Source organism: Acidobacteriota bacterium, from assembly GCA_040754075.1.
In the GTDB taxonomy this organism is placed as follows: domain Bacteria; phylum Acidobacteriota; class Blastocatellia; order UBA7656; family UBA7656; genus JBFMDH01.
This window is the reverse complement of record JBFMDH010000019.1, coordinates 110,214-133,774: the sequence shown is the minus strand read 5'-3', so window position 1 is coordinate 133,774 and position 23,561 is coordinate 110,214. Positions and strand designations below refer to the sequence as shown.

The following is a 23,561-nucleotide window of genomic DNA, read 5'->3' as shown; positions in this document are numbered from 1 at the left end:
AGTTTATTGATCGCGTCTATTCACGAAGTTGGCTTGGGTTGTGGAATACCATCCAACTCAAGCTCATCAGCTATCAGTTGCGTCACAGCGGCATCCTTGCTGCCTGATTCAACTCAATACTCAGGTTTACTTAAATTTTTTAGAATCTCGAAAACCCGATTGGGGGGAGCAAAGCTAAAGGTTTGTTCCCAACGATCTGCCTTGGCGTTTCCGATAAACATAATCGAAGCGTGTTGTTTAAACCCGGTCGAATCCCCAATCATCGCCTTCAATAACTTTTCAATTTCGGATTTTTTACCGGTTAAAAAAGTCCACCCGGGTTTGGCATTAAACTGAGATGCCCAATTTTTCAGTTTCTCCGGTGAATCATTTTCCGGGTCAATACTGATGGATATTAGCTTCAAATTGCTTGGCTGATTTTCAAGTTCAGCTTGTATATTGCTAAAAGTTTTAGCTTGCATTGGGCAAAGGGCTTCACAGGTGGTGTAGATAAAATTGATCGCCACCTGTTCATTTAAAATTAAATCGCTAAAGAAGTGCCAGGTTTTTCCATCTTGGTCGATAACCTCGACATCAGGAATTGTGGCATTCCGAAATTTTGAAGGTTGTGAGGTGTTGGGCTGAGAAGCGTTTTTATGACAGGTTTGGTGGATAGCCGTTTTCCCCTTTTGCCTGGTTATTTTGGAGTTGGTTTTGGCGAAAGAAATTACCGATAACCATAACACCACCATTATCGTGATGATTCCACAACTGTATAGTTCTCCACGTGATTTTGTTCCTGACATATTCACCTTCTGCTTTTTCAGATGTGTTTAATCCCGCGCTTCAAGGCATACTCCGAATTACTATTTGATAATTTGGACAATCTTACCGACAGACGGAATCCCCTGCTGATTTAAAATAAACAGCAAATAAAATCCCGGTGGACAGATATTCGCGCTCGAAGGCGTTTGTACTATTAATCGGTTGTTTTGTTTAGCGAAGTTTAATTGAATAAACCGCTGTTCCATGTTGAACGAGTGAGTGACCGATGAAAGTCGAATCAGGCTGACCATCGAAATATTTTGAATATCGGGCGTGGTGATACTGATTTTATTGCCATAAGAAAATTTACTTGGTGCGAACGAAATCGTTGGACGTGAGCCTTTCGCCAAATAGGGAGGCGAGAAAATTTCGGCATTATCGTGATCATAATCGCTGCCACCTGCCGCCGGCAGTCCGCCACCTGCCGATAACACACGCCCATCAGGAAGCAATAAAGCGACCGAATGATATAACCGTCTTTCAACGCAGCTATCGAGCAATGTCCAGGTTTCGGTTTTCGGGTCAAAAATTTCAGCGGCAAAAACCGAATCCGAAGGGTCGTTAAAGCCAGGGCTGCTGGTTCCCCCGGTGACCAAAATCCGACCATCAGGAAGTAATGTCGCGTTATGTTGACGGCGCGCAAAATTCATCGGAGCCGTATAACGCCACTGTGGGTTTGCGCTGTTGAGGTCGATAATTTCACAGGAATTCGTCGGCGGGGCGATGCCTCCGCCAATTAAAATAATTTTGCCCGGCGCGTACATAACGGCTGACCCATAATCGCGAAAACCGAAATTACTTCGTGGGCCGACAGTCCATTTACCGGTTCCTTTGGTGTCAAGAAAACGAGTGTCCTCCTCTGGGCCGGCATAAAAGACTTTGCCATTAGGCGCGAGAAACATAAATGGATAGGTCGGCAATGCGAGTTCTGCTGCGGTTAATGAACGCCAGGTGCCATTGGTTTGGAAAACCTGTGGCAGGGTATTGTTATCCCGATTTATATCGGTTCCGGCGACCACCAGCACTTCTCCATTGGCAAGCGTGGTATTGGTAGGATACCATCGCCCGGCATTCATATCAGGAGCCTTTGACCAACTGTTGGTGCGGTAATCAAAAATATTGGTATGGGGTTCACCACGAAAATTATCGAAATGGTGCCCACCGGTTGCCAGTAATCGACCATCCGGAAGCAACGAATGACCAGCGCAAAACAGGTGTGTGTAAGGATTAAAAATAGTTTGAAAGGTATTGGTTTTGGGGTCCCACGTCCAGGTATCGGAATCCAACCGCGAATCATCGCGTGCCCAGAAAAGTACCTGACCATTCGGTAGTAGGGTGGCGTGGATAGCAACGGATGGAAAACTTTGAACCGCTGACCAATCGCCTGCGCCGGTTAGATAAGAAATGGAATTATCTTTTGATTCAAATTGCTGCGCTGAAACGGCAACTGGTTTTGTGAAATATGTTGTTAATCCCATTATGGCGATCAACAAAAACGAAACTATTGACCGATGACGAAATGTGGGGAAGGGCAATCGCATACGGGTTCTCCTATCAAATTCTTCCTATTCAGGGAGGGTAAATGATGAATGCATATTTTCTCCCAAAAGAAATTGTGAATTTTTTCGCTTAGGTTATTTTACTCAAGGCGGATTCCTTGACCGGGTTTAGCCATCGCGTATAATCGTTTGTTATTTTAGAGCTGCAAAAATGATGCCTCATGAAAGACTTTCGCATCCTGTTAAATAATGTCCGCCCTTATTCGGGACTCTTCACTCTGGCGTTAATTTTAATGACCCTGGTGGGACTTTTCGGGGCGGCACGGACAGCATTAATCAAATCAATTATTGATAATTTGACCACTAATCCCGCCGCTTTCTCCGGCGGGCTATCAGCCCTGGTTGATATTAATCGGTACTTACCCGCCACAGATAACCCGCTGCCGATGATTGCCGGATTGCTGGTGGCGTTTACCTTGATTCGCGGCACCTCGGAATATTTTTCAAACGTTTTGATGTGGCGAATCGGCGTCAATGTCGTAGTTAATTTACGACAGCGGCTGTATGATCACATTCTCAAACAGTCTTCGGAATTTTTTACCGAGCATCCCACCAATGAATTGACCACCCACATCATCAGCGATTCGGAACGTGTTCAAAATTCCGTATCCAACCTGCTCGCTGATTTGATTATGGAGTCGTTTAATTTCATCTGGTTATTTATTCTGGTGATTTTTTTAAATTGGCGATTGACGCTGGCGGTTTTATTAATCGGGCCATTGGTTTATCTCCTGACCATGAATTTCGGGAAACGGCTGCGGCGAATTGCCCATTCAACTCAGAAAACCACCGAAGAAATTCTCGATATTGCCCAGGAAAGCATCGCCGGGCATCGCATTGTCAAAGCCTTTGGGATGGAGAGATTTGAAGGAAAACGTTTTGAGAACGCCTTGCACGGTTATGCCAGACATCAATATCGCGCCGCCCGATATGTTTATCTCTCCTCGCCGATACTGGAATTGGTGGGCGTTTTAATCGCCGCCGGATTTTTACTTTATACGCAAAAATTGATTTCCATCGGGCAGATGACCATCGGCAGTTTTGCAACTTACCTGGTCGCCATGCTCAGTATGTACGATCCGATTCGCAAATTGTCGAGATTGCATAATTTTTTCCAGCAATCTTTTGCCGCCTTCAACCGCATTTATTTATTGCTGAATACCCATACTGAAAAAGCCGATAAACCGAATGCGGTGGAAATCGCCCCGCTCAAAGACAAAATCGAATTTCGCAAGGTGTCATTCCAATATACCGATTCCAAAGTCTCGGTCTTAAAAGATATAAATTTAACCGTGAATCGCGGCGAGGTGGTCGCGCTCGTCGGGCTTTCCGGGGCTGGAAAATCGACTTTGACAAATTTATTGATGCGGTTTTTTGATCCGACTGAGGGTGAGATTGTCATTGATGGGCAAAGCATTAAGGACGTCAAGCTGGATAATTTACGTTCACAATTATCCTTAGTAACCCAGGATGTTATTTTATTTAATGATTCAATATTAAATAATATCGCCTATGGAAGACCGGATTTTAATCGCGAGCGCATTGAAGAGGCGGCGCGCGCTGCCTATGCACATGATTTTATCTTGGAACGCGGCGGCTATGAGACTTTGATTGGGGAGCGCGGCGTCAAACTCTCTGGTGGAGAACGTCAGCGTCTGGCAATCGCCCGTGCCTTATTGAAAAACACCCCGATTTTAATCCTGGATGAAGCGACCTCTGCCCTCGATACTCAATCCGAACGGCTTGTGCAAAATGCTTTGACCAATTTAATGCGCGGACGAACCACCATCGTTATCGCGCATCGTTTGACTACTATTCATCGAGCAGACAAGATAGTTGTTTTAGATAAGGGGAAAATTGTTGAAACCGGCAAGCACGAAGAATTGATGGCGCATGGGGGTATCTATCGTGACCTTTACGAATTACAATTTTCTAATGAGATTGCCGAAGAGGTGAATCATCCTTCGCTTGAAGCCATAATAGAGTAAAGCTCAAGCGGGGTTGCCTCGGTAAAGGATAAGGTTAAAACAAAATCAAAAAAGAAAGAGTAATCCTAAAATTATGATAAAGAGTATGACAGGTTTTGGTCAGGGAAGCGCATCGGGTGAAAGTTTTAAGGTGCGCATAGATATTCGTTCAGTAAATAATCGATTTTTGGATATTCATTTGCGAATGCCGCAGGAACTTTCCAGCCTGGAAATCAGTTTGAAAAAGGTTATTCAGGCAAAATTGAAACGCGGTCGAGTTGAAGTCACCACTTCAATTGAACAGATGAAAAATGCCACCTTTGAAATAAATAAACCCTTGGTTGCAGGCTACCTCGCTGCCCTTGCCAAAATGAAAAGTGAGTTTAACCTGGCGGATGAACCATCCTTGGAGTTGATTGCCAAATTGCAGGGAGCCTTGCAGGTATCTCAAGACTCCAATGAATTGGATGAAACGCTGGTTGCCGGAGTCATCGAGGCATTGGAAAACGCCCTGGATTCTTTAACCATTATGCGTGCTTCAGAGGGGCAGGAATTAGCCAAAGAATTAAATGAAAGGCTCAACCGGATTGAAAGTCAGATTCCGGTTATTGAACGCGAGGCAGTCCGTCTCCCGGAAATTTACCGGGATAGATTAATGAAGCGATTGCAGGATGGTTTGAAAAGCGCGCAGATAGATGAAACCCGATTGGCACAGGAAGTTGTTTTACTGGCAGACCGCAGCGATATTAGCGAAGAAATTGCCCGATTAAAAAGCCACGTCATGCAAATGCGAGAGGCAATTGATGCGGAAGATGAAATTGGTAAACGCCTGGATTTTATTTTGCAGGAGATGAATCGCGAAGCCAATACCATCCTGTCGAAATCCAACGACCTGGCAATTAGTGACGCGGCAATTGTCATTAAAACCGAAGTTGAGAAACTTCGCGAGCAGGCACAAAATGTCGAATAGCTTTTTATTAAATCGGCATTGAATCCATTGAATATTAATTGACCCAGATTAATTCGGGAGTTTCTAAAAAATACCTCATGACGGAAGGCAATTTGTTCATTGTTTCGGCACCATCTGGCGCTGGGAAGTCTTCATTGGTTCATCACGCCTTAAAAACCATAGATAACCTGTGTTACTCTATTTCTTACACGACGCGCCAACCTCGTGGATTAGAGCAAAATGGTAAAGACTATTATTTTGTTTCTCAGGACGTATTTAAATTCATGCGAGAAAATGGCGAATTTCTGGAGTGCGCCGAAGTTCACGGGAATTATTATGGAACGCATCAAGCGACCACCGACAAAATAATCAAGAGTGGAAAGGATGTTATCCTGGATATAGATGTGCAGGGCGCAGCGCAGATAAAAGAAAAGATGCCCAAAGCGATAAGCATTTTTATTTTGCCCCCATCACCTGAAATTTTAGAGTCAAGATTAAGGGCACGCGCCGAGAATACCGAGGCGGATATTGAACGGCGTTTAAAAAACGCGCGTGATGAAATCAAACATTGCAAGGACTATCAATTTGTTATTGTAAATGATGAGTTCGGTAACGCTTGTCGGGCATTGGAGGCGATAATTCGCGCCGAACGGCAAGTGTTGTCCCGGCAATTGGATAAAACTGAATTGATAATAAAATCTTTTGGAGGATGAATACGGAAATGGCTGATGAAAAAGATACAAACTGGACAAGCGATATTGATAGTAAATATCGACTGGTTTTAATTGCAGCGAGAAGAAGCAAACAGTTACAGAAAGGCGCACCGGCTCGCGTGAAGTCGAATGCCAAAAAATTTACACGAATCGCATTGGAAGAAGCCGAACAGGGGGAAATTCTATTTTCTCAGATTCAGAAATCAGGCGCTTTAAATGAATAAGCGTGGTTCAGCCGATAGATAAATCTCTGTCGATTCGGTTGGAAAGTGTTGAGTGGCTATGAAGGTGGTATTAGGGGTAACCGGAGGAATCAGCGCATATAAAGCGGTCGAGGTGATGCGCGGTTTACAAAAAAGTGGCGTTGAAGTTCAGGTTGTGATGACCAAAAATGCCACGCGCATGGTTACACCGCTCACCTTTCAGTCAATATCGGGTTATCCGGTGATTGATGGTATGTGGACACCCACACACGACCCTGAAATTAAACACATCGAACTCGCCCAAAATACCGATTTGATTCTCGTCGCGCCAGCCACCGCCAATATCCTGGCTAAATTCGCCAATGGCATTGCTGACGATTTCCTGACCACCCTTTATATTTCGGCAACTGCGCCGGTTCTTGTGGCGCCGGCGATGAATGTCGAAATGTGGGCACATCCTGCCACGCAGGAAAATGTTGAAAAGCTCAGGAAACACGGGGTTCTTTTTGTTGACCCGGAATCCGGTTACCTCGCCTGTAAAACCGTCGGTCCCGGCAGGCTTGCGGAACCGCAACAAATTGTTCAAAAAGCCTTGGAAATTTTAGGTAAAAAGAAAACTTCAGCGACGGACAAAGCAACATACGATTTATTGAATGAAAATATTCTGATTACCGCAGGTCCTACTTATGAAGCGATTGACCCGGTTCGCGGCATTACCAATCGGTCGTCGGGGAAAATGGGGTACGCGATTGCCGAGGCGGCGCGACGACGAGGCGCAAAGGTCACTTTGATTACTGGCCCGGTCAATCTGTCGCCGCCTTCGTCAGCAACTACAATTCAGGTTAAATCAGCAGCCGAAATGTACGATGCGGTTATGCAAAACCTTGCAGAGTCAACAATGATAATCATGGCGGCGGCGGTAGCCGATTACACCCCCGCAAAAAAAGCGAATCACAAAATAAAGAAGGGTGATGGGAAAATAATTTTGGAGTTGGAACCGACAAAAGACATCCTCGCCGCAGTTGGTCGCGTCAAAGATGGGCGGGTGTTGATTGGGTTTGCCGCAGAGACCGAAAATGTAGAAGCGAATGCGCGTAAAAAGTTAATTAATAAAAAAGCCGACCTGATCGTTGCCAATGATGTTTCGAGAATTGATTCGGGATTTGAGGTCAACTCTAATCAAGTGAGTTTAATCTCATTGGAAGAAACCATAAATTTAGAACTACTTCCCAAAATGGAAGTTGCCGAAAAGATATTAGATTCGGCTTTAATTATTAAACAAAGCAACCGAATTCATCCCTAACCTTTCATTAAGGTGAAGGTTTTGATTGCGCTCACCGAAAATCTAAAATATTCCGGTTGAAGCTATGAGTCGTTGGACGGAGTTAATTCAATTTCTTGAGCAACTGAGATTCATTGACCTTCTCGACTTTTTAGTTGTTTGGGCAATCATTTATGGGTTGCTCAAACTGGTTAGAGGAACTCGCGCCATCCCGATTGCGATTGGTTTGCTGGGGGTCGGGTTACTTTATCAGGTTGCGGTTTTTCTTGGTCTTGAAACTCTCCAGTTTGTCATGCGAAACATGATTTTATATTTCGGTTTCGCCATTCTGGTTATTTTTGCGCCGGAAATTCGCTCGGCATTAATGCGGTTTGGCGCAAACCTTCGTCTGACGATCTTTTTCCCCCGTTCAAAATTCACCTCAAATTTATATGAAGACGTGGTGCTTGCCGCAACCACGCTTTCATCGCGCAAAGTCGGTGCGCTGATCGTGATTGAGCGCAATGTGGGAATGCAAAATTATATCGATACGGGAGTCAAACTTGACGCGGCGCTTTCCTATGATTTGTTGGTGACGATTTTTGAACCATCGGCTCCGATGCATGATGGCGCGGTGGTAATCAGAAATTCAAGAGTCGTCGCCGCCGGATGCTTTTTACCGTTGACCTTGAATCCCCGTTTATCAAAAGAGTTGGGTACTCGGCATCGAGCAGCAATCGGTGTAACCGAGGATACGGATGCCGTGAGCATCGTGGTAAGTGAAGAGACCGGAGTGATTTCTTTTGTCGAAAAAGGGGAGATTACCCGATATTTAAACGCCGCCCGACTGCGGGAATTGATTCGAGAATCGATGAACGCATCGAATGGACTTGCAAATGTCTTGCAACCCAAACGAAAAATCTCCAATGCGAAAAATTACTCTTCGGAATCATCCAGAGAACAAATCACGGAAACTTTTATAAAGTGAGACGATTAAAATGGACAGGATGAGTTATGGCTGGTCGGCTGTAAAAGAATATGCCAGAGATTATATTCTTGAGAATACCGGATTGAAGGTGCTGGCACTTTTTATGACCGCCGTGTTATGGCTCTCGGTAGCGTCGCGTTGGAGTCAAATTACCTTAAATCCTGTTCCCATTGAAATCATCAACCTGTCGCCGGAACTCGCCTTGACGAAATATGAAACCCTGTCGGCAAAAGTCTATTTGAGAGGACCCAAAGATGTGGTTGATTCACTGCGCTCAACGGAACTGGCGGTGGTTGCGGATTTGCAGAATGTCGAACCGGGTGTGCGGGTGATTCCCTTAAAGATTGATACAGACCGCTTGCCTCCGAGCATCGACACGCAAACGATAGATATTTCCCCGCATAGTGTTCGGGTTACGCTTGAGCGGTTGGTCGAAGCCAACTTACCGGTAGAACCCCGATTTGAAGGTGAAGTGGCTGCGGGGTATGAAATTTATAATTGGACGATTTCACCTCATACAATAAAAGTATCGGCAGCCGCCAGTCATATAAAAGATATTACCTCGGTATTGACGGAGACCATTAATATCGCTGGGAAGACGGCACCATTTAGTGATTTTGTTGCCATCGATACCGGTTCACAATTTGTCAATACTATCGAAGACAGCCCGAAAGTAATGTTGACGGTGAATATCGGAGAGGTGCGGAAAGAACGGGTCTTGGAAAAAATTCCGGTTAATTTAATCAACGCTCCGGCAAATACCCAGTACACACCAAAATTTGTCCGATTAATCATTTCAGGCACTAAACAGGCTGTCGATGATTTAAAACCGGAAGAATTAGAAATTATTGTTGACTATTTGACAATCGATGAGAAATTACGCGAAGGCAAACCGGAAGTGAAGTTTTTTGCCAATAGTGAAAAACTATCCGTCAAAAGCATTCAACCCAGTTTGATAAAAATCAACTGATTGTCAGGTGGGATTCCTAATGACTGCACCTAAGATACAAAAATTATTTGGTACCGATGGGATTCGCGGAAAAGCCTATGAATTTCCCCTTGACCAAAAAACCGTTGAGGTAATTGGCTTTTCATTAACTCAAAATCTAAGTAGCCAACTCGGACACCACCCCTCAATCATTATCGGTAGAGACACGCGGGAATCAGGGTTGCCCATTCAACGGGCTTTGACCAAAGGCGCAATCGCTGCGGGAGCGATGGTCAGTTCTGCCGGGGTGATTACGACCCCAGGCGTAGCCTTTATCACACGCACCACACCTTATGATGCAGGAGTCGTCATCTCTGCCTCACACAATCCCTTTCAGGATAACGGTATAAAGATTTTTACTCCTTCAGGAAAAAAATTGACTGATGAGATGGAGTCAAAAATCGAGAGAGATATTTTTGACAACGCATACGAGGGACACTCTTTACTGAAGCTCGCAGATGAATTGGCTCGGGAAAATAACAAAAATTCCGAAGCGGATTCGCTAAATCGGTATCTTGATTTTTTAACCGAAGAGATTGGGAATGGATTGAACCTTTCAGGATTAAACATCGCGATAGATTGCGCGAATGGGGCTGCGTCAAATATTGCGCCGCAGGTTTTTAAACGGCTTGGAGCCAATCTTGCGGTGATTCATGCCTCGCCAAACGGCGTCAATATCAATGAAAATTGCGGAGCCTTACATTTAAACGATTTACAAAATCTGGTTAGGGGCGGAGGGTTTGACCTGGGACTTGCTTTTGACGGAGATGCAGACCGGGCGCTTTTCGTTGACGATGAAGGAAAGCTGGTTGATGGCGATTTCACCATGCTGATCCTTGCTGAAAGTTTCCGAACCCAGGGCAAGTTAAAAAATAATCTGGTCGTCGCGACAGTGATGAGTAATCTGGGACTTGAAATCGGACTCAAAGAAAGGAATATAGAGTTAATTCGCGCGCAGGTTGGTGACCGTTTTGTGCTGGAAGAAATGTTAGCGAAAGACGCAAGTATCGGGGGCGAACAATCCGGTCACATCATTCTTTCAGATATTTCTTTAGCCGGTGATGGCATCATTACGGCTTTATCTTTACTTCGCGCCATTGTCGAGAATGGAACCTCTTTGAAAGCGCTGGCTGCGTCAATGAAAACCTATCCCCAGACCTTAGTCAATATCCGTGTAAGTCATAAACCACCACTCCATTCAATGCCCGAAGTAATGACCGCCATTGATGAACTTGAAAAAGAGATGCAAGGTCGTGGTCGGGTTCTCATTCGTTATTCAGGAACCGAAAATTTAGCCCGCGTGATGATTGAAGGTGAAAATCAGGATGATATAGAAAATAAAGCCAGGCGGATGGCTGAATTTCTAAAACAGGCGATTGGCTAACACTCAGTTTCTTTTGTCTCCCGTTCAGCGTTAATTTACATTGTTGCTCAGATGAGACTGAGCTAATATTTTCAACCAAAGGACTGCCATTTCGGAGGTAATGAAATGAAAAAGCTGTTTAGCTTGCTAATGGGATTCACATTTTTAGCGGGAACACCACTCTTTCTATTTGCGCAAAGCGCGCGCGAAGCCACAATCGAACCGGAAACCAAGACCCGCATTGTTTTACAAACCCGTCTGAGTTCAAAATTGAATGAAGTTGGAGACCCGGTAATTGCTACTCTGGAAGATGCAATTTATGTCAATGGTGAGCTGGTGATTGCAAAAGGCACCGAATTTCGCGGAAAAGTTACTCACGTTAAAGCTGCAAAGCGCGGACATAAGGAAGGCGAATTGGGTTTAATTTTTGAGCGCATTGGAATGCCCTGGGGCGAGGAACCGATTTCGATTATGCTGACGACGGTTGATGATTGGGACAACAATGACAAATTAAAAGCAAATGATGAAGGCCAGGTCAAAGGTGGAAAACGTGGTGATAAAACCTTAGATAACGTCATACGAGGCAGTCAGGTTGGCGCAATGGGCGCAGGGGTCATCATTCTTTCAGGAGGCGGTGGCGCTGCTGGAGCCGGCGCTTTAGGTGCAGGGGCATTGGGCGGATTGATCATGACCAAGGGAGCCGAAGTGAATTTGCAATCCGGGACTATCCTGAGAATCAAATTCGTTAAACCTTTAACGCTGCCGGTTCGCTCATCCGCAAAACCTACATCAGATAATTTCGATAGGCCAGCGGTTAAAAATAATTAGGTCAAACTTCTCTTATTGCATTTCGTAAAAGCGCAGGGAGCCGCTTCCGGTTCTTTGCGCTTTCAACTTTTTGAGGCAAAATACATTCATATAGATAAAGGAGATTGATTATGTGGGAGAGGACAAAACGGCTGATTAATTCTTATCTGGACGATTTAATCGAAAAATCAAGCAAACCCGATAACGAGGTGAGAGCAATCACTCGCGGAGAAATCACCAGATTAAATGAGTATGAAGTGCAAGCCAGAGCCTCAAAAAAATTATTTGAAAAAGAGTTGGCTGAAATTAATTTAAAAATTCTCGGACTCGGTGAGCGAGAAAAAATTTTACGTGCTCAGGGAGATGAACGAGCTGCCTTGCGGGCTGCGGAAGCCATTCAAAGCCTTTCTGCGCAACGAGACCTTTTGCAAAAACAGATTATCGAAGCCGATGCCTCAGCCGAAAAAGCTCGAATATTAAGGGAAGAAAGAAAAGTTCAAGGCGTTGATCTGGCAAACGAACTTTATTTAACCAAGATGCGTGAAACCATTACTTCAACCCAATCTGCCTTCGAGGTCAATGACCCGGCATCGACGATTGATGAAATGCGTGCGCGGATTCAATCTCGCTCTGGGCTTTCGGAAAGCGAATACCAATTGGCGCAGGCTGACAGGGAATTGGAATCCTTGAATAAAGGAAATAAGGTGGATGATTTGTTGGCTCAATATAAAAATAACCTGGACATCAACTCCCCCGTTGAAAAGAAACCCTCAACCCCTTTGCCCAATAATGCCACGCCGACAAGCTCATCGAGTCGTGTGATTGATGACGAAGGGGAAGAGGAGAAAAAAACACTGGGCAGGGCTGATGGTGAAATTCGTCCAATCGATTAATCAGGGTTAAAGTTCGGTTAGCTCATTGGGGTCTTGCGGTTCGCCGTCAAAAAAGGCTCTCAGTTTCCGAGCGCGCGAAGGATGCCGCAACTTTCTTAATGCTTTGACTTCAATTTGTCTGATGCGTTCACGGGTAACCGCGAAATGTTGCCCAACTTCTTCAAGTGTATGTTCATCCCCGTTCGGTCCCAAACCGAACCGCATTTTAATCACTTTTTCTTCACGCGGTGTGAGGGATTTCAAAACCTCATCGGTCACCTCCCGCAAAGTTGAACTCATAACCGCTTCAGCAGGATTGGCGATGACCTTATCTTCGATAAAATCGCCGAGATGCGTATCGTCTTCATCACCCACAGGCGTTTCAAGCGAGATAGGTTCCTGAGCCACTTTCATGACCTGTCGAACCTTATCAACCGGCAAATCCATTCTTTCGGCAATCTCTTCGGCAGAGGCTTCGCGTCCCAATTCTTGAACGAGGGCACGCGAAGTGCGCACCATTTTATTGATGGTTTCAATCATATGAACCGGGATACGAATGGTTCGCCCCTGATCGGCAATGGCGCGGGTGATGGCTTGGCGAATCCACCACGTCGCATAAGTCGAAAATTTATAACCCCGTCGCCATTCAAATTTATCGACGGCTTTCATCAAGCCAAGATTGCCTTCTTGAATCAGGTCGAGAAACTGCAATCCCCGGTTGATATATTTTCGCGCAATGGAAACCACCAACCTGAGATTCGCCTCGATCAATTGACGCTTGGCAAAATAAGATTCCTGTTCACCGATGCGGATTTGTTTTAACGAGCGTTCGATTTCAAAAGCGCTGACGTGCCAACCATTTTCTAATTCGGCTAACTTTCTTTCAGCTTCGCGTAGATCGCGCTTTAATTCGCGTTCATCCTCATTCCACTTTCGTTTATCAAGTGCTCGCTGAGCTTTTTCGATTTCCGCTTTCGATTCGATAACCTGCCTTGAACAGTGTTGAACAATTTCAATTAAATCTTCATGGATTTGCAGAGAACTCTCCAAGGTACGCGCCTTACGGCTCATGGAAATCCGTGCCCGGGCTAATCGATAACGCCAAGTCGGGAGATTTTGCGATTTTTTCGGTTCTTCGTTGTAGGCGGAATTCAGTTGAATAAAGTTATCCAACCCCAGTTTTAATTCCGCCATCGCTGCAAGCATTCGGGCGCGCGATTCCTCGACCATCCGTTCGGCGGTTTCTTCGGTAACCGTTTCTTCCGGGGAGTCTTCAACCAATTCTTTGATATTCAATTCGCCACTTTGCAGTTTTTCCCCGACCTTGATTAACTCTCTCACGCAAATCGGCAATCGCGAAGTTGCTTTTAATGAGCGATGCCGACCCCGTTCGATGCGTTTGGATATTTCGACCTCTTCCTCACGAGTAAGCAGAGGGACAGATGCCATTTCTCGCATATACAATCGAACCGGGTCGTTGGCAGCGTCTGCTGAACCGGGAGACAAATCCAAATCTTCTTCAACCGGTTCATCCAGTTTTTCTTCGACCGGGACGCGCTCTTTGGAAACGACCTCAATGAATTTTTCTTCAGTATCGGAAATGGAAATTCCTTCGGCACCGAGGGCGTCAAATATCGCCTCGATGTCATCGGCTGAACTGATGTTAATCGGCAGTAAACGATTAATATCGTCCAAAGTGAGAAACTCCTTTTCCTTGCCCAGTTCAAGGAGTTTTTCTACTTCGTCAGAATATTTTTCATTTGCTTCGGACAATTTTACCTCTCCTAAAGGAACGATTGATAGGCAGTTGAAACTGCCTGAAAATTGGTACGCTCATCAATTCCAGATGTCAAGATGTGACCCACATTCAAACTCATTTAAAATAAGTTTTCATCGTTAAATTTTTTAGAAATCAGATGATTAATGATTTTTCTTTATTTCTTTTGAAAGAGCAAATCGAATTAAGCGAGACTAAACTTATAAATAAGAAAGCGCCAAAATTTTTTTCTTTATTTCAGTTTTTTCAATCATCAACTGATTTAACCGCTCGAAATCTGATGAAGTATTAGCTTGCCCGATTTCGATTTGAATGGTCTCCAAGCGTTTTTCAAAACGTTTTCTTCTAAGCGAAGATAACGCCTCGGTGGCTTTTTTTATCAAGGTATCAAAATCATTCCCCCCTACCCAGGCTAAATCACTGATCATTAAACCCGGCAATCGTTCCCGATCAATATCGGAATCCAGCAATTCGCTGAGGTTGGAAAAATCCGGCTCAACCTTCTGCTTTTCAAGATGAATGATGGCGATGAATAACGCCGCAGATGCCAACTCGTTAATGTCTTCCTCGACGATGGTTTCAACCATCGCGCTTCGTAGTTCATTATTGGCGAGCATCAACTCGAGCAATTGGCGTTCAGCCGGAGTCATATCCTGAGAGGCGCGAACCCGTTTCGGGTCTAATGATGGTTGTCGGTTGACCGCAACCCGCTTCATCTCGTCACGAATCACACGACTATCAACTTTTAATCGGTTGGCGATTTGTTCGGCATAATCTGCCCGAACCACTTTATCGGGCATTCGCGCAAGGTGCGGCAAAATACGATTGATGGCTTCGACTTTACCAATCGGTCGCGTTATATCCACTTCGCTGATGGATTTTTCTACCACATAGTCAATATAGGGTTGGGTATTTTTGAATAATTCAACGAAAGCCTCTACGCCATGCGTTCTTACGAATTCATCCGGGTCCTTTCCGGCTGGCAATTGCAGAATATTGATTTTGAAACCCTCGGTCATCAGCATTTCGATTGACCGCATGGTGGCGGCTTGACCGGCAGAATCGGCATCGAAATTGACGATGATTTGCGGTTTGTCCATATAGCGTCTGAGCAACCTGACCTGACCATCGGTTAAGGCTGTACCGAGGCTGGCAACGATATTATGCACCCCTTCCTGATAGGGAATCAGGCAATCCAAATAACCTTCAACCAATATGGCAAAACCTCGATTGCGAATTTCATTTTTGGCAAACGAAAGACCGTAAAGGTGACGCCCTTTGGTGTAAACCGCAGTTTCCGGCGAGTTTAAATATTTGGGTTCACCTTCGCCCATCACTCTGCCACCAAAGGCAATCACGCGCCCTTGCGAATCAACGATTGGAAACATCAAACGATTGCGAAAGCGGTCATAAAAACCGCCTGAATCTTTGACAACTGCCAAGCCGCTTAAATCAATTTCATCGGTAGTGATGCCCTGTTCGCGAAAATAGTTGATCAACCCATCCCAGTTATCCGGCGCATATCCGAGGCGAAATAGTTTGCCGGTTTCAGGTTGGATTCCCCTTGAGTCAACATATTGACGGGCAGTTTCGCCGATTTTTTCTTCCTGGAGATTGTATATAAAAAATTGCGTGGCTAATTCATTTAATCTGAGAACGATTTCACGATTATGTTCGGCTTTTTTGAAATCTTCGGTCTCATCAACAACCGGAATCGGGATACCGCTTTTTTGTGCGATGATGCGTAAAGCTTCAGGAAAGGCGCACCCTTCGATTTGCATGACAAATTCAAAGACTCCGCCACCGGCTCCACAGCCGAAACATTTGAAAATGCCTTTACCGGCATGAACAGAAAATGAAGGGGTTTTTTCAGAATGAAAAGGGCAGCAGGCGATATAATTCGCACCGCGTTTCTTTAAAGAGACATAATCCGAAACGATGCGAACGATATCGGCTTGATTTTTAACATCATCTGCAAAACCACGCGGAAAACGCATGACCCACCTTTTGCCTTTTTCAGTTTTTATCCACCTTGAAACCGAATGGAATGTTAATCACAAAATATTGCTTGAGCAAGTGAACTAAAAATCAAAATATATTTGCTAGCCTTGGTTAGTGGAATAATAAAAGACCCGCAGATTTCTACGGGTCTTTTGAGGGTTTTAGGATTTGATGAAATTAATCTCTGGCTGAGGCTTTTCTTCCGGTTGGCGCAGGCGTTGAAATTTCCTCTGCTTCAATGACGCCGTTATTTTTAACCAAGCCGATAGTTTTGCGAACTTCCACTTCGATGCGTGAAGCCATATCCTTATCATTTTTTAACAAATTCTTGACATTCTCACGTCCTTGTCCAAGTCGTTCGCCTTGAAAGCTAAACCAGGCACCACTCTTTTCAACAATTTTGTTGTTCACGGCTAAATCCAACAGGTCACCTTCGCGAGAGATGCCTTCGCCGTACATGATGTCAAATTCAACTTCTTTGAATGGCGGTGCAACCTTATTTTTTACAACCTTGACGCGAGTGCGATTGCCGACCACATTTTCTCCATCTTTAATGGCGGCAATGCGGCGAATATCCAGACGAATAGAAGCATAAAATTTCAGTGCTCGTCCGCCTGTAGTGGTTTCGGGAGAGCCAAACATGACACCGATTTTATCACGAACCTGGTTGATGAAAATCAAACAGGTTTTTGACCGGTTGACTACGCCTGTCAGCTTTCTCAAAGCCTGTGACATCAGGCGAGCCTGTAAGCCCATGTGAGAATCGCCCATATCCCCATCCAGTTCGGCTCTCGGAACCAAAGCCGCAACGGAGTCAACTACCAGCACATCAATGCCGTTGGAGCGCACCAGGGCTTCAGCGATTTCCAGTGCCTGTTCGCCGGAATCGGGTTGGGAGACAAAGAGGTTATCAATATCCACGCCCAATTTCCCGGCATAAACCGCATCCAGAGCATGTTCGGCGTCCACATAGGCGGCAATTCCGCCCTGTTTTTGGGCTTCTGCGACAACGTGTAGCGCGAGAGTGGTTTTACCACCCGATTCCGGCCCGTAAATCTCAATGATACGCCCGCGGGGCATTCCTCCCACACCTAAAGCCGCATCAAGGCTCAAGCAGGTTGAGGATATGGCTGCCACATCATCAATAAATTTTTCGCCCAACCGCATGATTGAGCCTTTGCCAAATTGTTTTTCGACTCCGGCTATCGCCGCATCAATAGCCTTCAATCGTTCAGTTCTTTCATCTGCCATGAATTTCTCCTTCTTACTTTTATTTGGGTACTTGGAGGGCAAATTATAGCATATCGCCAATCGTCTAAAAAAAATTCTTTGCAAGAAATTCCGACTTTTTCTTTCACCAAATGAATCTAAACGGGGATGCTTTTACGAACAGTTATTTGAACGGGAATAATAATTGCTTTCGGAGTATTTCCGTAGTTGAGGCGGGCAACCTGAAACAGGGTTTTCCGCACCAATGCTCGGCGCGGATGGTTCTTTGATGAAAGATTGATGCAATAATGAAATATTAATGAAACCATTTTATTCAACGAACGTTTAAGCCATCGCTAAGCGGTTTGCCGAGAACCGTTAATTAAAATGGTAGAGAAAAGGATTTAGGGAGGGGTAGAAAAATGAGAAGAAGAATTCCAAAAAGAGAAGATTTAATTCCAAGCAGCAATGTTCGGAAAACTTTTGCTGGTCTTGACCCAAATGAACTTAAGGATGTGATTCGCAACGGTTTATCAATGCTTGCGCTTAAAGACCGTGAAGAATTTGTTCGCACTTTGGAAAGCGAAATGAAGCGTGCCAGTCTGAATCTTCGCGCCTATCTGGTGCCTCTGGGAATTCCAGGACGGGTTCCTGAAGATTTAACGCCAACCGAAGTCGGTCATTTGATCCGGTTTTTAAAGATAAATGTCGCACAGGCAATGAAAGCTGTTGAGCGAACCATGGCTTCATTCCATATCTTTGATGAAACGTTGGGCAGTTCCAAGAGAAAACTTGCTGCGTAATTGTCCCATAGTGGCAAGTTAGTAAACGGGCTTTGAAGTGGATTTCAAAGCCCGTTTTTATTTTCGGGGTAATAATTTTATACAGTCCACAGTTTGCTTTTGAAACATTTAATAAGTGCTATAAAATCAATTTGAAACATTTCTTAGGGCAAAATTTAATGAATCAAAAGTCAATCCCAATCAAATTATTTATTTTTATTTTATTTTTGGGTTTTCCAATAAACTTATGGTCGCAAAATGAGAATCAACCTCCATCCCTTAAAAAAGTCAAACAGTTCGAGTCGGTTTTAGCTGAGAATACCGGTTCGTCGGTTGAGAAAATCAAACCATTTTTGACTGATAATGATTGGTATGTTCGAGGCATCGCTACCCGGGCGCTTGGAACCTATTCCGATAAATCCATTGCTGATTTACTCGTTCAATTAGTGGAAGATGCGCATTGGTTCGTAAAAATGGAAGCCATTGAGGGACTCATTCTAAAACAAGATTCAACCTTAGCCAAAAAAATAGAACCGCTTCTGCAATCTGAGGACTGGTATTTGCGGGCAAAAGCTGCTCAGTCGCTCGGAATCCTGAAAGATGTAGAAGCCGTGCCAACATTAATTCAATTACTTAAAGATAACGAGCCACAAGTGCGAAAAATGGCAGCTCAGGCATTAGGTCATTTAAATGCCTCTCAGTCTGTCGAAGAACTGCGAAATTTATTGAAGGACGAAGAGCCTGATGTTCAATTAAAGGCAGCAATCGCTCTCAGCCGGTTGGGGGATAAATCCTCTATTGCATTTATCAGGGAAAAGGCAAGTGACGATGATGCCGATTGGCAGTACGCTGCGGCGCTTTACAGGTTGGGAAATAAAGATAGTTTGGAACCTGTCATCAAAGTCTTGAAATCACCATTTGTTGATGCCCGGATTGCCGCCTTTCATACCTTGTTGGAATTTGCCGACAGTAATGCTTTAAAACCACTGTTGGAGTACGCTAAATCTCCGGTGGAAAGCGATACTAAATCTTTTGAAAACGCGATTGAACTAAAGCTAAATCTGGCTAAATCGCTAAATAGATTTGAGAGTGAGAAGACGCAAGAAACATTTTTGGAATTATTGAATGATGATGCACCGCAGATTCGACTGGTTACCGTTGAATCGCTTGGCTTGTGGGCAAAAACCGTTGCCTCTGAGGATCAGAAATTCTTTGCATTAAGTGCGCTAATCAATTTATTAAAAAAAGAGAAATCCCCCAAAATTATCGCCAGCATCAATCAGAGCCTGATTACTTTTGATCCACACAAAACCGAAGATCTACTGCTTAATGCCACGGAAACCAATGGTAAATTAGGCGAAAGCATAATCAGCGCGCTCGCTACTATCGGAATAACCCCGGAAACCGTAGCCAAACGATTGGCGAGTGGTGACAGCCAAACCAAAATTCTTGCGGCTGAACACCTCATCAAATTTGGTGACCCCAAGGCGCTCGAACCCTTGATTAACACCCTAACCACTACAACGGAAATCAAGGTTAAAATTAAAGCCGCAGAAATTTTAGGAAGAGCCAGAGACCGGCGAGCGATTGACCCATTAATCCTTGCCACCAATGATAAAGAAATCGAGTTGCGACTTGCAGCGATTCAGGCGCTTGGAGCAATCGGTGACCCGCAGGCTACCGATGCCCTTTTGACTGCGGCTAATGATACCAATCCACGGGTTCATCAAGCGTCGCTCGACGCATTAACCAATCTTGGAATTTCGGTTGACCGATTAAGTCAGGATTTAACCAATCCAAACTGGCAAACCCGGCAGGCTGCTTTGACTACGATGGGTAAACTGGCGGATACCAAAGCTCTGCCCATAGCCGTCAATGCCTTAAAAGATGCCGATTACCATGTGCGGGCTGAAGCTGCTCAGGTCTTGGGACTTTTAAAAGATGCACAGGCTATTGACCCCCTATTAGGAAGTCTAAACGATCAAAATCTGGAAGTTCGCCTACAGGCGATTACTGCCCTCGGCCATTTGAAAGATGCAAGGGCTTTAAACAAGTTAACCGGTTTACTTAATGACAAAGATGCGAGAATCAATCTAGCTGCGGCTGAATCGTTGGCGCGCATGCAAGACCCCAAAGCAACTCAGGTGCTGATTGATTCGCTAAGCAGCCCGGATTGGCGAACCCGGTCAAGAGCCGCACAGGTCTTAGCCAGAGTATCGGTTGAAGGCGGCGGCACCAGTGCATTGGTCGAACCCCTCGCCGAAGCCTTAAAAGATAAAGATACTCTGGTGCGATATTTTGCCGCTGAAGGGTTGACCGCACTGGGCGCTAAAGCAGTTCCCGCATTAATTAATATTTTATGGTCGCCAAAGGAAAGCGAAAGAGTTCGGGCTGCTCGAATGCTTGCGAGAATCGGAAAGCCTTCGGTCGAACCCTTGATTGGTCTGTTGATTGATCGCGATACTTCATCGGAATCTAAAATTGCCGTAATCAATACGCTTGGAATTATCGCCGATGAAAAAGCGATTAAGCCGCTCTCACTTTTATTGCGCGATCAAAATCCAACGATTCGACAACAAGCCGCAATGGCGCTCGGAATGTTAGGGCAAAAGGCAGCGAATTCAATTTTAGAGATGGCGAATTCGCCAACCGCTTTGATTCGAGAAGCCGCCGCCGAAGCTCTCGGTGGAATAAAAACGCCGGGTGCTGTCGAAAAGCTGATTTTATTGATAAACGATTCAAACCCGAACGTTCGTTTAGCTGCCGTGCGATCACTCGGCAGCACCGAAAGTGAAAAAGCGGTTTTACCTTTAATTGAATTATTGAAAGGTGACAATTCGCCTTTACGTAGTCAGGCTGCCGATTCGTTGGGACGATTGGGAGAAGTTGCAGTTAATCAATTGGTCGGCTTGCTCAAAGACTTTAATACCTCAACGCGTTCGCTTGCGGCAAACGCGCTCGGAGAAATCGGGTCAAAGGGGGCGGTCAATTCACTGATTGAGATTGTAAAAACCGATAACACTTCGGCAAGAGGTGATGCCATCGAGGCATTGGGAAAAATCGGTGACCCAAGAGCCGTCGATGCTTTATTGCCTTTATCGCAAAACAATTCCGTCTCGCTCAGGAAAAAAACGATTTCCGCCTTATCGAAAATAAATGATCGACGGGTTATTCCTTCATTATTGACGGCGCTTCGCGATCAATATGAAGACATCCGGCAAATTGCGTCTATAGGTTTGGGGGTTGTGGGTAACAAGGATGTGATAGCGGATTTGGAAAAAGTCGCTCAAACAGATCAAAATTCAGATGTAAGAGATGCAGCAATTAATGCAATCGAGCAAATTAAAAATCAGGAGCGGATTCGACAAGGCGATAAAATAAAAAAATGAATTGAGTTTGGATAAAAATCCGATGTGACGTAATCAATTTTCATCGTGTATATTCATTCGTTCAAACAAAATACCAGTTCAATAATTATGAAAAATACGGCAATCCTTTTTGGTCTATTGTTTATTGGTTTGGGATTCGCAAGTTGTGCGCAAAACCCTGAAAATGGGACTTCCTCAAATAAAAATTCACCGCAAGTAGATTCAACTTCACAAGGTGGAGGAGCAAAGGGTGATTCACCTTCAAATTCTCAAGAGAATCCTCAGCCGGTAGATGCAAACAAAGTTCAGGCGGCTGGTGTCCCAGGAACCGCCCCGGAGGCTTTACTTAATGGGACATATGCCACAACTGAAGTCCAACATGATGGCATCATCGATTTGATTAAACCGGATAACCAGACGGAAATCGTTTTCAAACCGCCTGCAACTTATACCCGTTCATCAAAAAAGAATGGCAAAATGGATCATACGGATAGTGGTTACTATTCAATTTCAGGAGACACCCTGATACTGAAAATCGTGATGTCGCAACAGCAGATTCAAACAACCCCGGTCGAAAAAAGATTTAAGTTCAAATTATCGACTGACGGCAGTGAGTTGAAATTGGAGTCGGATAAAAGCAAAATCGCGGTTTTCCGTCGCATTAAAGAATAACAATAAAAAAATTGTGAGGCGCAAAATGAAACAACGCATTTTTATGCTGATTACATTAACGGGTTTATTTCAATGTTTGGTTTTAGCTGCCAACTGGGAAAAGTTATTCGATGGAAAAACCCTGAAAGGCTGGCAATTGAAAGCAGTTCATGGTGGACGTGGCGGCATCTGGGTTGTTGAAAAAGGGGCGCTGGTCGCAGACCAGGATAAAGACCACACCGGGGGCTTATTGGGGACCGAAAAAAAATATTCGGATTTTGAAATCACTCTCGAATTTCAAGCCGATTTTCCGGTTGACACAGGGCTTTTTTTAAGAACCCGGGACGATGGAATGGGCTACCAAATTACCATTGATTATCGCGACGGTGGGTTCGTCGGAAGCCTGTATGCACCGGCAGAAGGTGGATTCCTCAATCAATATGCGGATTGGCAAAAAGCCTATAAAAAAGATGGGTGGAATAGCTTACGCGCAAGGATTGAAGGTCAACCCGCTCATCTAACGGCTTGGTTGAATGATGTAAAAACCCTTGATTTTACTGACTCAAAACCGCGTTTTCCTCACGAAGGCTATATCGGACTGCAAGTTCATGGCGGAGCGGGAGCCTGGGGGGAGAAAAGCAAAGCGAGATTCAGGAATATTAAAATCAAAGAATTGCGACCGTAAACTTCGACAATTTTTATTTCCGACTTTTCCCCTCTATCAGGGTTGCGTTATTATTTCCCTAACGTGATTTGATGTTTCAATCAGAGTCTTTCCAACTCTGAACAATCAACTCAAAGTTTGATACTTGAGGGAGCAGTAGTTATGCGAGCCTATGATGGTATTAAGGCAGAGCGCGGAATTCACCTTGAATCGCCGGATTTTTTAGAACGCTCACGGCAAATGCTTGCTAAAAATAATTCCATGCAGATATTTATGAGTGGCGGCAGCATGCGTCCGACTATACAGGACGGAGACCTGGTTACCATCGAAGCGATTTCCGACGGGAAAGTCAATCAAGGGGATATCGTCTTATTTGAAAGTCGGTTTGAAACAGCGGTTATCCACCGAGTCATTAAAATCGAACGAATTGCCGGAAAGAAAACCATCACCACACGGGGCGATGCATCTACACAAAATGATTGTTCTATTGTCGTGACCAATATCCTTGGGCGGGTGAAAAATATTGAAAGAGCCGGTGAATCCATTCACGTTGCCCGTCCTCATAAAACCCTTTCCATCTGGTTGCAATCAATCTGGAAACGCTTGAAATTCTGGCGCGTTGAATAAACTATTGA

At 44.7% G+C, this 23,561-nt stretch carries 20 protein-coding genes; 15 read left to right on the top strand and 5 right to left on the bottom strand.

From position 1 onward, the window contains the following. Nucleotides 1-113 precede the first annotated feature (113 nt). Nucleotides 114-785 (bottom strand): SCO family protein, encoded by a 672-nt coding sequence (locus AB1757_19740; protein ID MEW6129282.1) that lies wholly within the window; start codon nucleotides 783-785, stop codon nucleotides 114-116. A 60-nt stretch (nucleotides 786-845) separates the two neighbouring features. Beyond that, nucleotides 846-2,282 (bottom strand): galactose oxidase-like domain-containing protein, encoded by a 1,437-nt coding sequence (locus tag AB1757_19735; GenBank protein ID MEW6129281.1) that lies wholly within the window; start codon nucleotides 2,280-2,282, stop codon nucleotides 846-848. Between the two features lie 242 nt (nucleotides 2,283-2,524). Here AB1757_19735 and AB1757_19730 point away from each other — a divergent pair, with 242 nt between their 5' ends. The 10 genes from AB1757_19730 to AB1757_19685 all read left to right on the top strand — a co-directional run bounded on the left by AB1757_19730 (nucleotide 2,525) and on the right by AB1757_19685 (nucleotide 12,495). Then, nucleotides 2,525-4,351, top strand: coding sequence for an ABC transporter transmembrane domain-containing protein (locus AB1757_19730; GenBank protein MEW6129280.1), 1,827 nt, complete (start codon nucleotides 2,525-2,527; stop codon nucleotides 4,349-4,351). Nucleotides 4,352-4,436: 85 nt separating this feature from the next. After that, complete coding sequence (locus AB1757_19725; protein ID MEW6129279.1) at nucleotides 4,437-5,300, top strand: YicC/YloC family endoribonuclease; 864 nt, start codon at nucleotides 4,437-4,439, stop codon at nucleotides 5,298-5,300. A 38-nt stretch (nucleotides 5,301-5,338) separates the two neighbouring features. Then, nucleotides 5,339-5,992 (top strand): guanylate kinase, encoded by a 654-nt coding sequence (gene gmk, locus AB1757_19720; GenBank protein MEW6129278.1) that lies wholly within the window; start codon nucleotides 5,339-5,341, stop codon nucleotides 5,990-5,992. Nucleotides 5,993-6,000: 8 nt separating this feature from the next. Next, nucleotides 6,001-6,216: a DNA-directed RNA polymerase subunit omega gene (gene rpoZ, locus AB1757_19715; protein MEW6129277.1), complete on the top strand. Its 216-nt coding sequence runs from the start codon at nucleotides 6,001-6,003 to the stop codon at nucleotides 6,214-6,216. 58 nt (nucleotides 6,217-6,274) lie between these two features. Beyond that, nucleotides 6,275-7,498, top strand: a complete 1,224-nt coding sequence (gene coaBC / locus AB1757_19710) for a bifunctional phosphopantothenoylcysteine decarboxylase/phosphopantothenate--cysteine ligase CoaBC (protein MEW6129276.1) — start codon at nucleotides 6,275-6,277, stop codon at nucleotides 7,496-7,498. A gap of 64 nt (nucleotides 7,499-7,562) precedes the next feature. Then, a complete protein-coding gene (gene cdaA, locus AB1757_19705) occupies nucleotides 7,563-8,444 on the top strand; it encodes a diadenylate cyclase CdaA (GenBank protein MEW6129275.1) in 882 nt (293 codons plus the stop codon). Nucleotides 8,445-8,454: 10 nt separating this feature from the next. Further along, nucleotides 8,455-9,414 (top strand): CdaR family protein, encoded by a 960-nt coding sequence (locus tag AB1757_19700; GenBank protein ID MEW6129274.1) that lies wholly within the window; start codon nucleotides 8,455-8,457, stop codon nucleotides 9,412-9,414. A 19-nt stretch (nucleotides 9,415-9,433) separates the two neighbouring features. Continuing rightward, complete coding sequence (gene glmM / locus AB1757_19695) at nucleotides 9,434-10,816, top strand: phosphoglucosamine mutase (protein ID MEW6129273.1); 1,383 nt, start codon at nucleotides 9,434-9,436, stop codon at nucleotides 10,814-10,816. A gap of 105 nt (nucleotides 10,817-10,921) precedes the next feature. Beyond that, complete coding sequence (locus AB1757_19690) at nucleotides 10,922-11,623, top strand: hypothetical protein (GenBank protein ID MEW6129272.1); 702 nt, start codon at nucleotides 10,922-10,924, stop codon at nucleotides 11,621-11,623. A 110-nt stretch (nucleotides 11,624-11,733) separates the two neighbouring features. Continuing rightward, nucleotides 11,734-12,495, top strand: a complete 762-nt coding sequence (locus tag AB1757_19685; GenBank protein ID MEW6129271.1) for a hypothetical protein — start codon at nucleotides 11,734-11,736, stop codon at nucleotides 12,493-12,495. 6 nt (nucleotides 12,496-12,501) lie between these two features. On the opposite strand, the gene rpoD is transcribed toward AB1757_19685, so the two are convergent. From rpoD to recA, 3 genes are all read right to left on the bottom strand, one after another. Beyond that, nucleotides 12,502-14,247, bottom strand: coding sequence for an RNA polymerase sigma factor RpoD (gene rpoD, locus AB1757_19680; protein ID MEW6129270.1), 1,746 nt, complete (start codon nucleotides 14,245-14,247; stop codon nucleotides 12,502-12,504). A 204-nt stretch (nucleotides 14,248-14,451) separates the two neighbouring features. Beyond that, on the bottom strand, nucleotides 14,452-16,248 hold the full coding sequence (dnaG, locus tag AB1757_19675) for a DNA primase (GenBank protein ID MEW6129269.1): 1,797 nt from the start codon (nucleotides 16,246-16,248) through the stop codon (nucleotides 14,452-14,454). Between the two features lie 181 nt (nucleotides 16,249-16,429). Continuing rightward, entirely contained in the window at nucleotides 16,430-17,503 is a 1,074-nt protein-coding gene (recA, locus tag AB1757_19670) for a recombinase RecA (protein ID MEW6129268.1), read from the bottom strand. A 380-nt stretch (nucleotides 17,504-17,883) separates the two neighbouring features. On the opposite strand from recA, the gene AB1757_19665 reads away from it, so the two are divergent. The 5 genes from AB1757_19665 to AB1757_19645 all read left to right on the top strand — a co-directional run bounded on the left by AB1757_19665 (nucleotide 17,884) and on the right by AB1757_19645 (nucleotide 23,553). Next, nucleotides 17,884-18,264: a hypothetical protein gene (locus AB1757_19665; GenBank protein ID MEW6129267.1), complete on the top strand. Its 381-nt coding sequence runs from the start codon at nucleotides 17,884-17,886 to the stop codon at nucleotides 18,262-18,264. Nucleotides 18,265-18,596: 332 nt separating this feature from the next. Beyond that, nucleotides 18,597-21,632: a HEAT repeat domain-containing protein gene (locus AB1757_19660; GenBank protein ID MEW6129266.1), complete on the top strand. Its 3,036-nt coding sequence runs from the start codon at nucleotides 18,597-18,599 to the stop codon at nucleotides 21,630-21,632. Between the two features lie 87 nt (nucleotides 21,633-21,719). Next, entirely contained in the window at nucleotides 21,720-22,283 is a 564-nt protein-coding gene (locus AB1757_19655; protein MEW6129265.1) for a hypothetical protein, read from the top strand. A gap of 25 nt (nucleotides 22,284-22,308) precedes the next feature. Then, the gene (locus AB1757_19650; GenBank protein MEW6129264.1) at nucleotides 22,309-22,947 is read left to right on the top strand and encodes a DUF1080 domain-containing protein; all 639 of its coding nucleotides are present in this window, start codon (nucleotides 22,309-22,311) and stop codon (nucleotides 22,945-22,947) included. 141 nt (nucleotides 22,948-23,088) lie between these two features. Continuing rightward, nucleotides 23,089-23,553 (top strand): signal peptidase I, encoded by a 465-nt coding sequence (locus tag AB1757_19645; protein MEW6129263.1) that lies wholly within the window; start codon nucleotides 23,089-23,091, stop codon nucleotides 23,551-23,553. The last annotated feature ends 8 nt before the right edge of the window (nucleotides 23,554-23,561 follow it).